Annotated in this window: 10 protein-coding genes; 4 read left to right on the top strand and 6 right to left on the bottom strand. The window is 26.5% G+C overall.

Going from position 1 to position 14,078, the window contains the following annotated elements:
* Nucleotides 1–92 precede the first annotated feature (92 nt).
* Nucleotides 93–1,922 (top strand): ABC transporter ATP-binding protein, encoded by a 1,830-nt coding sequence (locus tag JXZ91_RS03530; RefSeq protein WP_205851018.1) that lies wholly within the window; start codon nt 93–95, stop codon nt 1,920–1,922.
* Nucleotides 1,915–3,759, top strand: a complete 1,845-nt coding sequence (locus tag JXZ91_RS00260; protein ID WP_205851017.1) for an ABC transporter ATP-binding protein — start codon at nt 1,915–1,917, stop codon at nt 3,757–3,759. The genes JXZ91_RS03530 and JXZ91_RS00260 overlap by 8 nt, the downstream gene beginning before the upstream one ends.
* Before the next feature lie 72 nt (nt 3,760–3,831).
* Here JXZ91_RS00260 and JXZ91_RS00255 read toward each other — a convergent pair whose 3' ends face one another.
* The 6 genes from JXZ91_RS00255 to JXZ91_RS00230 all read right to left on the bottom strand — a co-directional run bounded on the left by JXZ91_RS00255 (nt 3,832) and on the right by JXZ91_RS00230 (nt 13,458).
* The gene (locus JXZ91_RS00255; RefSeq protein ID WP_205851016.1) at nt 3,832–4,527 is read right to left on the bottom strand and encodes a pseudouridine synthase; all 696 of its coding nucleotides are present in this window, start codon (nt 4,525–4,527) and stop codon (nt 3,832–3,834) included.
* 11 nt (nt 4,528–4,538) lie between these two features.
* Entirely contained in the window at nt 4,539–5,654 is a 1,116-nt protein-coding gene (locus JXZ91_RS00250) for an endonuclease (protein WP_263752480.1), read from the bottom strand.
* A gap of 286 nt (nt 5,655–5,940) precedes the next feature.
* A complete protein-coding gene (locus JXZ91_RS00245) occupies nt 5,941–8,742 on the bottom strand; it encodes a DNA topoisomerase (ATP-hydrolyzing) (RefSeq protein WP_205851015.1) in 2,802 nt (933 codons plus the stop codon).
* Between the two features lie 6 nt (nt 8,743–8,748).
* Complete coding sequence (locus tag JXZ91_RS00240; protein WP_205851014.1) at nt 8,749–10,674, bottom strand: DNA gyrase/topoisomerase IV subunit B; 1,926 nt, start codon at nt 10,672–10,674, stop codon at nt 8,749–8,751.
* A 110-nt stretch (nt 10,675–10,784) separates the two neighbouring features.
* On the bottom strand, nt 10,785–11,936 hold the full coding sequence (thiI, locus tag JXZ91_RS00235) for a tRNA uracil 4-sulfurtransferase ThiI (RefSeq protein ID WP_205851013.1): 1,152 nt from the start codon (nt 11,934–11,936) through the stop codon (nt 10,785–10,787).
* Nucleotide 11,937: 1 nt separating this feature from the next.
* Complete coding sequence (locus JXZ91_RS00230) at nt 11,938–13,458, bottom strand: hypothetical protein (protein WP_205851012.1); 1,521 nt, start codon at nt 13,456–13,458, stop codon at nt 11,938–11,940.
* A 179-nt stretch (nt 13,459–13,637) separates the two neighbouring features.
* Between JXZ91_RS00230 and rpmG the strand changes: the two genes are divergently transcribed.
* Together rpmG and secE are read left to right on the top strand one after the other, a co-directional pair.
* Nucleotides 13,638–13,784, top strand: a complete 147-nt coding sequence (gene rpmG / locus JXZ91_RS00225; protein ID WP_205851011.1) for a 50S ribosomal protein L33 — start codon at nt 13,638–13,640, stop codon at nt 13,782–13,784.
* Nucleotides 13,784–14,077, top strand: coding sequence for a preprotein translocase subunit SecE (gene secE, locus JXZ91_RS00220; RefSeq protein WP_241006043.1), 294 nt, complete (start codon nt 13,784–13,786; stop codon nt 14,075–14,077). Before rpmG ends, secE begins: the two co-directional genes overlap by 1 nt.
* The last annotated feature ends 1 nt before the right edge of the window (nt 14,078 follow it).

Below are 14,078 nucleotides of genomic sequence, written 5' to 3'. Positions count from 1 at the left end.
ATTTAAATTATTTAATTTTGTAAAATAATAAAATACATGACTTTTAAGGTCTTAAAATATAATTTTAAGATTTAGCCAAGGGGAGGTGAATAATGTTCAAACTATATAAATATATGGATAAAAAATTTAGATGATTATCAGCATTATCAATATTTTTAACTATTTTTCAAGTTGTTTCATTTTTGTTTGTTCCTATTTTTGTTGGACAAATTTCATCTCTTATATCTTTTAATGCCTTTAGACAATCAGATCCATCAATTCCTGATTATTCAAAAGTAGAAATTTTGAAATTATTCACAGTTGAGGGCACAATTAATGAATCAATAAAACTATTTTCAATTTATTTTGCTATAGCTTTGTTAGTAGGAATAATAAGTTCGTTTGGCACCTCTCTTTTGGCAACCTATATTTCAGTTGCAGGTTCAACTCAAATTAGACAAAGATTGTGAAATCATTTAGGTAATTTATCACAAATTGACATTGAAACTCTTAGTCATTCAAAAATAATCACTAGATTTACAATAGATATTAATCGTATACAATGAGGTTTATATTCTTTTTTAAGACTAAGCATTATTGGACCACTAAATTTAATTTTTGGTTTAGTATTTGCTTTATTAACTGATTTAAAATTGTCTATTGTTTTTGGTGTTTTAATTCCAATGATTTTAATGACAGTTATTATTGGTGGTTTAGTAGTTGCGCCACTATTTAAAAAAGAACAAAAAGCTAATGAAAAAATTAACAATGAATCACGTGAAAGTATATCAGGTGCCAAAGTTATTAAATCTTACAATTTAGAAAATTTAAGATTTGAAAAATTTGATGAAGCCAACAATAAATGACAAAAAATTTCACGTAAAACATGAAATGTAAATAGCGTTATTTTTTCTTTAATTAATTTATTTTCAAACATTATTATTGCCTTAGTCTTATTAGTTACTGGATATGTAGCTAGAAATAGTCATTATTCACAAGCTGAATTTAAAACAGTAATATCAAATGCAGTAACATTTACTAGTTATGTAATATTTGTAACTGTAGGGATAGTTTTATCAGCATTTGTTGTGTTTTCTTTAGTTAGAGCTTTTATATCGGGCAAAGAAATTAATAAAATTTTTACTAAAAAACCAAATATTGATTATAAAGAAACTAGGAACCAAATTACCAGTGGTAATGTAGAGTTTAAAAATGTATCATTTAACTATTCAGGCATTTTAGATAATAATAATGTTTTAGATAACATTAGTTTTAGTGCTTTTCCTGGGCAAGTAATAGGCATAATTGGACCAACAGGTTCAGGAAAAACAACAATAGCTAGACTAATAAGTCTTGATTTTAAAACCTTATCAGGTTCAATAAAAATAGATGGTCATGAGATAACAGAAATTGCTACAAAATCTATTAGAAACAACATTTCTTTTGTTTATCAAAAACCAAGCATTTTAAGCGGAACAATTAAAACAAATTTATTAATGGCTAATCAAAATGCAAGTGAGAAAGACTTAATTGATAGTACCAAAAATGCTTGTGCTTATGAATTTATTCAAGATTTAGAAAATAAATTTGATCATGAAGTCCAACAAAAAGGTGCAAACTTATCTGGTGGTCAAAAACAAAGACTTTCAATTGCTCAAGGTTTATTAAAAAAACCAAAAATTCTTATTTTAGATGATTCAACTTCTGCTTTAGATTCTAAAACAGAAGCTAAAGTTTTAGCTAATATCAAAAATAACTACAACCAAAAAGAAATGTTAACTTTTGTTATTGCTCAAAAAATATCTTCAATCATGAATGCAGATAATATTTTGGTGATGGACAATGGAAAAATAATATCTTCTGGGAAGCATGATGAACTAATGCAAAAATGTGATTTATACCGTGAAATAGCACTATCACAGTTAGGGGGTGAAAATGTATAATTTAGATCCTCTTGAAAATAATAAAAAACTAACAAAAGACGAAGCAAAAAAACAATCTAAATTGAAGTGACAAAGTTTTAAAAAATTAATTCATTATTTAAATTATCGAAAAGGAATGCTATTTTGAATAATAACAACTTCAATACTGTCGGCATTATGTCTAACTATATCTACTTATTTACTGGGTTATATTACAGATGAGTTTTTAAATTTTGATTTTTTATCAGGATCAAATTTTGATGAACTTAAATTTATTGGTTCGATTTGTTTATTGATAGTTTTTGCAATTTTAAAAGAAATATTTTGGTACACTTCCTCATATTTATCAATAAGAGCCGGAATAATAGCTTCAGCAATTATGCGGCTAGATGCTTATAAAGCCATTATGAAAATGCCTATTTCATTTTTTGAATCAACTAATACTGGTAAATTGATGTCTATTATTTCAAACGACATAGATAATATTTCTAGTGGTTTATCGACTAATTTTAATAACATTATTTCCACAATTGTAATAACCATTACTTCAATTGGCTTTATGTTATATTATTCAGTTTATTTGACACTAATCACCATAGCTTTATTTCCTGTTTTATTTTTTGTAATGTTTTTCTTTTTGAAAAAAATAATGGTTCATTACCAAAGTCAACAAAAGAATATATCAAACTTAAATGGTTATATAGAAGAAAACTTAGCCGCACATCATTTAATAAAATCACTGGATTATAATGCAAAAAGCAATGAAGAATTTAAGAAAAAAAACTTGAAATTATACAAATCTTCTTTGAAGGCAAATGTATATTCCGATTTAGCTTGACCATATGCCACTACAGCAATTAATTTTTTACAATTAATAATTGTTGTTATAGCTGCACTTTTAGCAAATGCCAACATTGGCACAGGATCGAACAAAAATTTCAGTCCTGGTGTCATTATATCTTTTGTATTCTATATTAGAATGATCCTAAACAACTTTGTAAGAGTGCTTGAAAATATATCAATAATGCAATTAGCCATTGTTTCTTCAACCAGAGTTTTCAATGTTATTAAACTAAAACCTGAAATTGATGAATCTAAACTAAAAACTATTGAAAATATTAGAGGTGATGTTAGTTTTGAAAATGTTAATTTTTCTTATACTAATGATCCTGATTCATTACAATTAATTAATGCTTCTTTTCAAACTAAAAAAGGTCAAGTGTTTGCTATTGTTGGTCCCACTGGAGCTGGGAAAACTACAATTATTAATTTATTAAGCAAATTTTATTTGCCAAATAGTGGCACAATAAAAATTGATAATTACAAATCATCAGAAATTAATGAATCAAGCTGAAGAAATCAGATTTCTATTGTTTTACAAGATACATTCTTATTTCAAACCACAATAATGGAAAACTTAAGATATGGTAACCTAGAAGCAAGTGATAAAGAAATTATCGAAGCAGCTCATTTGAGCCATGCACATGAGTTTATTAAGAAACTTAAAAATGGTTATGATGAAATCATTGAAGAAGGCGGAGCAAATCTTTCTCAAGGAGAAAGACAACTGCTAGCCATCACTAGAGCAATTATTGCTAACAAAAATATTTTAGTTCTAGATGAAGCCACTTCTAATGTGGACACTAGAACTGAAAAAATCATTCAAAAAGCTATGCTTAATTTAATGAAAGGAAAAACTTCTTTCATTATTGCTCATAGATTATCAACAGTTATAAATGCCGACCAAATTCTGGTAGTTAAAGAAAATAGAATTATTGAACGTGGAACTCACAAAGAATTATTAGAATACGGTGGTTTTTATAAAGAATTATATGAATCTTCATTTTCAGAAAACTAAAAATTAAAATACTAAAAAAATGTAATGAATTCAGATCAATTATTTTAGATCTATAATCTCATTACATTTTTATTATTTAAATACCATTTCTATTTCTTCTTCGCTTAGTTCTTTAATATGACCTAATTCAAGACTGTCGTCCAATTCTAATGAACCAATTGAAATTCTTTTAAGATAGCTTATTGTATAACCTAAAAAAGCTAACATTTCTTTAACTTGGTGAAACTTACCTTCGTAAATTGTTAAATAACCGGAATTCTTATCTATTAATTCTAGATGATATTCATTTACAACATAACCATTAGATATAGTAATCGGTTTTGAATGTTTATTATCTAATAAATCATTCATATCTTCTTTTGTAACAAAAAAATATTTTTTAGGAATTTTAGATTTAGGGCTTGAAATTTTATGTCCTAATTTTCCATCATTACTTATAATTAATAACCCTTCAGTATCTTTATCTAATCGACCTATTGCAAAAAACTTATTTTTATCTAATTCTAATAAATCAAAAATAGTTTCTTGATGTCGGTCATAATTAGCAGTTATACATCCACTAGGTTTATTAAACATATAATAATAATTTTGCTTAAAAGTTATTATTTCATCATCTATCATAATTAAATCATCTGTAGCGTCAACATTGCAAGTTTTATTAATTATTGCGCCATTAACTTTTATTCTATCTGACCTAAGAAGTTTTTTAGCTTCTTGTCTTGTAATGCTTAAAGCTGAGCACAAAATTTTTTCAATTCTATATTTCATTATTTAATTGTTTAATTTATTCCTATCGCAACACCTTTGTTTTTAAAAACATATTCATCATCGTTTAAGAAATATACTTTTATTAATTCAGGATAGTCACTAAAAGGATTTCGGTTTCCTTGATGTTTAAATATACCATTGTTTCTGTCAATATCAAATTGAGAGATATAGTCATTTTCATTTCATTTTAAGTATGTTTTTAAATAATTGTCCTTAATTCAATTAATATTATTTTTTTGAATAAAAACTCTTCGAGAAGGTTCATTAGCCATTATATTTCTATCATGATAAGTTAAAACAAAATATAGTAATGCTCTAGCAACATCACCTTTAAATTCATCTATTACTTCTGTAACTGTGTCATTATCTTCTTGGCTAGTTCCTATTTTTGTACCATTACTTGATTGATATTGAATTGATTGAATTACTGTTCCATATGGTGAATTACCATGACGTGCATTTACGTATTTATCAGTAGGTCAAACATGGTGTGCATCTTCTCTCATTGGACTAGACTTTTTAAATCAAGATTGAGGAATGATGTGTTCTCTATTCATTCCTGTTCCTTCTTTGTTGCCTATATCTTGATATTCATTAAATCTGAAAACAAATTTATCTTTACCATTGGGTATTTCTGTGTATATATCCAAGACAGTACCATCATTTTCATAGTATTTATCAACGAAAGCATCCTCGTAAGTCCGGTGTAATGCAGAATAGTTTCCAGTTTTATTTCTATGTTTAAGTTGCAATTCAAATAATTTATTTCTAAGTTGTTGACCGCTTAAGCCATCTAATTCAGCATAAAATTGATTTGAAGCATCATATCTAATTCCCTTTACTGATAATTTATCTAGTTTTTCTAGAATAATTTGAGCTTGCTTCGATAATTCAATGTAATCAATTTCTTCTTCTTTGGCTGCTAGAGCATTAATTTCTTCAATTAATTTCTTTTTATTGCTTGGACTTAGCTCATTTAATTTTTTAAATATTAATGTTTTTATTGCTAAATAATCATCCTTTTTAGTATCTGTATTGTCGCATCTAGCTGATATTAAAGATACAATAGGTAAAAGCGCAAGACTTGGAACCATCATTAATGTTTTTAGTTTAGATTTTATTTTCATTACTATTTCCCTTTTTTATACTACTAATAATTTACATACATAATTATAAAGAATAAAAACGTATAAGTTTTCACTTATACGCAATTAATAAATATAAAATGGTAATTATTTTTCAACTTCAGCTTTTTTAGCTGCTCTTCTTAAGTCGCGAGCTTTTTCTTTTGCTAATTTGTGAGCTCTTTTTTCAGCTCTAACTTTGTTAGCTAATCTAACATCTTTTCTCATGATCTATCCTTTCATTTTTTAGTAGGTCTAATTTAGTTGAACATTGAAAAATAATTATAAACTATTTTTTCTTGATTTTCTTTACTTTTTGTTCAATGTATTCAATATTAATTTCTTCAAGTGCTGCTAGTTTTTCTTCCAAACTTAATTCTTGAGTTTTCTTCTTAAATTCAGGATCGACAATTTCAAATTCATTGCTAGCTTCAAATAAATCTATTTGTTCATTTTTAGTTTCGTTTTTGGCAATTTCTTCTTCAGAATCGCTGTAATCTGAATTGTAATAATATCTTTTAAGTAGTGTTGTTTCAGTAGTTAATTCAATATCGTCATTTGAATTTTGTCTTTGTAAATATATATCTTTTAATTTTTCTTTTTCTTCATCTTCGACATCATGTAATTCTTTAATTTTTATGTGTTGAATTAAATTTCCACTATTAACAAAATCATAATTTAAATTAACTAATTTATCAATTTTGCTTCGGTCTTTGTGAATTTTGTCCAAATCAAAATGACTAATTTCATTATTGTTGTTAGTATATAAAAATTCAAGTTCGCTCGTGTTTACTTCTAGTGATTTAGGAATAGAATTATTGTTTTTTAATAAATTAAATAATCTTGAACCTCTATTTGTTCTATTAGTGTATTCTATTTCTCTTAAGCTTCATTGTTTAGCTAGTCCACCTTCGGTTAACATAGTTACATTATTAATTTTGGAACAAGTACAAAATGCTGAAACGAAAGTATTATTTTTAGTTTGTAATTTTAATAATAATTTAATCCCTTGTGCTCTTAAAGCTAAGTCTGTGCTAAAAACAGATTCATTTATTAAGAAATAAAAACCATTATTTAAAAGAATAAATAAATCTTTTTCACCATTACCTATTTGTGCATCAATTAGCTCATCGTCATTATTTTTAAAGTTCATGCAAGTTCTCTTCTTATTAAAAATTTTTGAATCGAAATCACTAATTTTAACTTTTTTGGCATAACCATATTTAGATAATAAAATAATGCTTATATAAGAGTTATAAGAAGTTACTTCCATCACTCTTATTATTCTTTCATTAATATCTAATGATACTAATGAAGAAATATGTATTCCTAATTCTTTTCATGAATTATCTTTAAAAGTATGAGCTTCGAGAACAATAAAGTTACCTTTATTGGTAAAAAGAATAACTTTTGATAGTGAATTAATTTTGTCATAATATTTAATTGCATCACCATCTTTTAGTTTATAAGAACTAAGTTCGTTTGAACTAAAAATTTTAGTGCTAATCTTTTTAAAATAACCTTGTTCTGAAATAAAGAAATAGAAATCTTCATTTTTAGTTAGCAGTTTATGGTCAACTTCTTTGTTAGCTACTTGTTCAGTAATTTGTGTTTTACGAGGTTGACTATATTCTTTTTTAATTTCCTTTAATTGTTCAATTAAAAACTTATCAAATTCGAAACTATCATTTAGTAATAATTGGCATCTAGCAATTTGCTCTTCCAATAATTTTTTTTCTTCTTGGAATTGAATTTGGTCCATTCTAGATAGTTTATATAATCTTAATTCAGCAATAGCAGTGGCTTGAATTTCACTAAAACCAAATGCATTCATTAATGCAAGAATAACACCTTTTTTAGAATTATCACTTGCCTTAATGATTTTAATTACTTCATCTGATATATCTGCTACTCTAATAAAACCTTCGACAATTTCATGTCTAAGTTTATATTTGTGTAAATCATATGTTATTCCATTAGTATTAACTAATCTTAAGTGCTCTAAGTAAGCAAATAAAGCTTGGTCAAGTGAAAGCAAACAAGGAGCATTTTTGTATATGGCAAGCATGTTGTAATCATAATTAATTCTTAGTTTGGTTTTATTCATTAAATATGTAACAATTGCTTCTGGATTAGAATTTTCTTCTAGTTCGATATAGATTGATAAACCATTTCTATCAGATTGGTCTCTAACTTCTTTAATTCCAGAAATTGTTTTAGATGCGACAATTGAATCAATTTCAAAAACTAATCTTGATTTAATTACTCCATATGGAATTTCTAATATTTCAATTCCAATAATGTTTTCTTTTTTATCATAAACAAAACTATATTTTGAAGATAAAACAATTTTTCCTTTTCCGGTTTGAAATGCTTGGCTAATTCCTTTGGTACCATTAATAATTCCCCCAGTAGGAAAATCAGGTCCCTTAACATGTTTCATTAATTCTTCAACCTTTAGATTAGGTTTTTTAATTAAGGCAATTGTGGCATCTAACAATTCTGCTAAATTATGTGGTGGAATTTGTGTAGCAAAACCAGAAGCTATTCCTAGCGCTCCATTTACTAATAAATTAGGAAATAAACTAGGTAAAACAACAGGTTCATATTCCGAATCATCAAAGTTTGGAACCATAGTCACTACTTTACGTTCCAAATCCTTTAGCATTAATTCAGTTATTTTTTCTAATCTTGATTCAGTATAACGCATCGCAGCTGCTGGGTCATCATCAATAGAACCCTTATTACCATGCATTTGAACTAATGGATAATTACTTTTTCATTCTTGTGCCATTCTTACCATGGCTTCATAAACTGAACTGTCACCATGTGGGTGATACTTACCTAAAACATCCCCAACTATACGAGCTGATTTTTTAAATGGATCTTTATTTCGTAATTTTAAATTTCACATCGAAAATAAAATTCTTCTTTGAACAGGTTTAAGCCCATCGCGTGCATCCGGAATTGCACGTTGTTGAATTACATACTTTGAAAAACGAGCAAAACTATCGCTCATTATTTCAACCATGTTCTTATCAATTATATTTTCAATGACTTCATCAATATTTTTCTTATTTTTTTTATCCATTATATCCTACTTATTTTTGCTTATATCAAACTCATCAATGCTTGAAAAATCAATGTTACTATTAATTCATACTTTTCTAGCTTCAGAATTGTCACTCATAAAAGTGGTTACATTTCTTTCTGTTAAACTTTGTTGATCAATATTTACTCTAACAATAGACCTAGTTTCAGGATTCATTGTAGTTTCTCAAAGTTGGTCTGCATTCATTTCTCCAAGACCTTTATATCTTTGAATTTCATAGTTTGAGTATTTTGAAGTAATTTCTCTAAGTCCTTCTTCATCTCAAGCATAAAAATATTTATTATTTGAACTTTTAATAGTTACTTTATATAGAGGTGGTAAAGCGATATATACCATTCCAGCTTCAATTAAATTACGCATGTATCTTCAAAAGAAAGTTAATAATAACATTTGAATATGTGCGCCATCGACGTCAGCATCAGTCATAATAATTATTTTTCCATACTGTGAATTTTTTACATTAAAATCTTCACCAATTCCAGCACCTATTGTATTAATAATTGTTGATAGTTCTTCATTTGCTAGTATATCAATTAATTTAGCTCTATCTGTGTTCATAACCACACCACGAAGCGGCAAAATAGCTTGAGTTACTCGATCACGACCCATTTTAGCAGAACCACCAGCTGAATCACCTTCAACTAAAAATAATTCTTTTACTTTGGGATTTTTAGATTGAGCAGGTGTCAACTTACCTGAAAGAATTTTTTTATTATCTAATTTATTTTTAACTTTTCTAGCTTCGTTTCTGGCATTTCTAGCTGCCATTCTGCCTTCATATGTTTTTTTAATTTTTTCAATTATTTTATCTGCTGCAACTTTGTTTTCATTTAAATAAAACATAAATTCTTCAGAAAAGAAATCTTCTACTGATTCTCTAGCTTCTGAAGTGCCTAGTTTATCCTTAGTTTGCCCAACAAATTCTAAAATATTTTCCGGAACCTTGAGTGAAACCACAGCAATAATACCTTCACGCACATCAAGTCCGTCAAAATTTACTTTATTTTTGGCTGAATTGTTTTTTGATCATCATTCATTAATAGTTTTAGTTAAAGCAGTTTTAAAAGCAGTTTCATGAGTTCCACCATCTCTTGTTTTAACATTATTAACAAAACTGTATATAGTTTCAGTGTAACTATCTGTATAAGCTAAAGATATTTCAATGTGAATGCCATTTTTAGCTAATCCTGATGCATAAAAAGTAGAACTAATAAAGTTCCTTCCTTCACCTACAAAGTTTATATATTCTTTGATACCTTCATTTGTTTGAAAAATTATGTTTTCATCAGTTATTTCATTAATGTAATTTATTTTTAAATTTGAAATTAAAAAACTTGCTTCTCTTAATTTTTCTTTAACAGTTTCAGAAGAGAATTTAGCTTTTTTAAATATTTCATAGTTAGGTCAAAAATGAACTCTAGTGCCTTGTTTAATTGTGCCGCCTATTTGTTTGGTATGACTAGTAATATTATCTTGTTCGAACGCTGTAAAATATTCTTTTCTATCACGATAAACACTAACTTCTAATTTAGAACTTAGAGCATTAACTACTGCTGAACCTACACCATGTAGTCCACCACTTGTTTTATAAGCTCCATCACCAAATTTTCCACCAGCATGTAACTCAGTAAATACTAATTCAACACCACTCTTTCCAGATGCATGCTTAGTAACGGGAACACCACGACCATTATCTTCAACTATAACTGATCCATCTTTTTTAAGAATTACTTTAATGCTATTGGCATAACCAGCTAGCGCTTCATCAATAGCATTATCAACTATTTCCCATATTAAATGATGTAGACCATTAGAATCGGTTGAACCAATATACATACCGGGTCTTTTAATAACTGCATCAAGTCCTTTTAAAACTTTTAAATCCTTTGCTTCATAATTTGTTGTACTCATATTGTTTAATTATATACATTTTAATAAACATATTAAGCAAGAAAAATAAAATTGAAAAAAAGTATTGATTTTAATTTGATTAAAAAAAGCAGTATATAAAACTGCTTAAATTATTGACTTAAATCAAACTTCTTTATTACAACGTTATCTATTGCTTCATCTTCTAGTTTTTGAAGTTCTTGCAATTCTTCTTCTAATTTTTGAGCTTCTTGTCTAGTAGGTTTAGTTACAGGAAATCTTGGAGCAAATAATTCACAAGTTTCGCAAGCTTTTTGTGTAGATATATTCATTGTACCTATGCTTTCAGCAATTTTAATTGTTTCGCTTTTATCAAAAGAAATTAATGGTCTAAAAATAGGTAAATCACATACTTCTGAAATGGTATAAATTGACTCTAGTGTTTGAGAAGCTACTTGGGCTAAATTTTCTCCGTTAGAAATAGCGGCAATATGATATTTTTTAGCTATCTTTTGAGCAATACGATAAAAACTTCGACGCATTAAAGTTATCTTATATTTTTGATTTGAAACAAGACCAATGTAATTCATTACTTTGGTGTAATTAATTTGAAATAAAGTTGATGAGCCTTGATATTTATTTAATACTTTAATAATATCTTCAATTTTCTGTGTTGTTTTATTATCTGTATGAGGTGGAGTAATAAAATTTAAATATGCGATTTTTAAACCTCTTTTTTGCAATAAATTAGCTGCTACAGGACTATCAATTCCGCCACTAATTAAATGCAAGCATCTACCAGAAGAGTTTACTGGCATTCCACCAAGTCCATAAATGTATTCACTAAAAATATAACTAGATTTATCTCGTATTTCAATATAAATACTCAAATCAGGATTAGATAAATTTACTACTTTATTTTGAGTAGCTTTTAGCACTATGGCACCAAAGTGCATATTTAGTTGTGCTGAGCTCATAGGATAGTTTTTATTGTGTCTTCGTGCTTTAATAGCAAAAGAACTAAATTCTTCATTTTCTATAATTTGAAGAACTACTTTTTCTATATCTTTTAGTTCGTTAGAAGTTTCATAAACAATTGAATATGAAGAAATACCAAAAATATATTTTAAAGCTTCTAGATTGTGCTCAGAATAATTAACAAAAGCACGATCAAATTCCATTTTAATTTCTTCTTTTGGAATGTGGTTTTCCAGATTTCTTTTTAATTGGTTAATAAAATCTTTTTTATTCTCTCCCTTTAGGCTTAATTCCCCATATCTAATTAGTATTTTGGTTTTTTCCATATTATTCCTTCTTTTTTAATTCAATTATTTTGATGATAACTTCTTTATATTTGTGGCTATAAAAAAGATTATTTAACACCAAATATTCATCGCCATCAAGTTGTTTATCCTTAATGATATATTGATATTTTTCTAACATCTCTTTTGCAACTTTTATTTCAGCATTCAAAATAATGATCATTCATTTTATTGTTTCATTATATAGTTTTAGGGTTTGAGCACTTTTTTTAGTTAAAGGCTTAGCATTTTTCAATTGTTTTTGATATGCCTTTTGAAGAACATGAATATCATTAGTGATTGGAAAATCAAAATCATGATCTTTGTAAATATTAGTATTTTCTTTTTTTATGTTAGTTATTAGTTCATCTAAACTAATTTTTTGTTTGTTAAGCAAATTTTCTTGTAAAAAAATTAAGTTGTACATTTTCTTTAATAAAAAATTAAGTTCTCCTAATTTAATAGCAAATGAAATTTTGCTTTCTTCTTCTCAATTTTTAGCTCTTAAAAAATTAAAAAATGGTAAATCGCTTTTACTAAATTTATCAAATTCTTCTTTGTATAAATCATTACCCTTAACTTTTAGTAATTCAGCATGGTTTTGAATCATAATGTCCACTAGATCAATTATTGATTTTCGCAGATTATCTATTGTTTGATATGCAATAACTTCTTTAGAAATATTTATTAGTACTTCTTCTATTCTAGTGCTTAGATTTATTAAATCTTTTTCAAAAATATTTTTTCAACTAAAAACATTTGCATTAGCAATCTGATTTTTAAGAATTTTAATTTTATTTTTGATTTCCGAGCAAAAACCCTTAATTCATTTTTGAGTATATAAAAATCTAATTTTTTGTTTATTTTTTTCATATGTTGTAGCAATGTAATAAATCTTATCTTCAATTTCTTGATTAATAAAGTTATAGTATTTGAGTCCTCTAGTAATCATAATGGTATATTCTCGAATTAGATTAATTGCATTTCTTTTATTCTTTTTTATTTCTTTTGAAGAAATATTTAAGTATTTATCTTCATCGAATCAATTAATAACTTTAGTTATTTTTCTTTGAATATTTATTTTTCTTGATTTTAAGTATTTAAAATCTTTAATTTCATTATTGTCAAGATAATTATTCATCATGCTAAAAGCACTTTTGATTTTTAGTGCAAAGTTTATTACATTAGTTATATTTGCACTTTCAAGTTGAGCTCATTTATTATTTTTATTAAAGATTTTAACTATTTTAGTTTTTTGTTCTTTAGCATTATTAAAAATTTCATACAGTTTATTATATTCTTTCAACTTTATTGAATTTTTGGGACTATTAGCTATTTCATATTTAAACTGGTCAAAATATTTATAAAATAAATCTTTATATGAAGTTATTTCAACAATTAATTCAGCCATTTGCATTTCTAATTTTTTATATTTTTTTTCTTTTTTTGAAACTTCATAAAACTGATTATTGTATTGTTCAAGTTTAGTAAATATTTTTTCAATTTTTAGTGATTGATTGGTCAATTTTTTTAAAAACACTTTTGGGGCTATTTTTTTAATATATAAATTAAAAACAATAATAGTAAAAAGCAGCAGTAATACACTGCCCCCTACTATTGCAATTATTGTTTTTCATCCAATCATAATTATTAAATTATAATTAATTAGTTCTTTTAAGGCAAAAAAATATATAATTTAAAAATATGAAAAAGCAGAAGAAAATAACATTAGCCTGCCAAGAGTGTTTGCGAAAGAACTATTCAATTAATAAAAGTAATGAAATAAGGCTGGAAATTAAAAAGTTTTGCAAGCATTGCAATGTTCAAACTTTGCATAAAGAGGAAAAATAATGGAAGAGCAAAAAGACTTTAAATCAAAAGAAGAAATTAAAAAAGAAAAACAACAACAAAAAATGTTGAAACGTCAAGAAAAACAAGCAAGGCAAATGGCTTCAAAAGAAGGTAGGCTTTTTACTTTTAGAAACTTTTTTAGAGAAATTAAGCGTGTTGTTTGACCTAAACATTCAAAATCATGAAAATGGTTTGGTATTACTATTGCATTCTTAGTTGTTATGGCTATATTCTGCTTTTTAGTTAGCTTAGCATTTAGCAGTTTATGAAATGTTGTTGGAATAAAATCATAGG

It is taken from the genome of Mycoplasma enhydrae (assembly GCF_017116825.1).
GTDB classification, from domain to species: Bacteria; Bacillota_I; Bacilli_A; order Mycoplasmatales; family Metamycoplasmataceae; genus Metamycoplasma; species Metamycoplasma enhydrae.
Note: the sequence above shows the minus strand (reverse complement) of the source record. Positions and strands in the feature narration are given on the sequence as shown.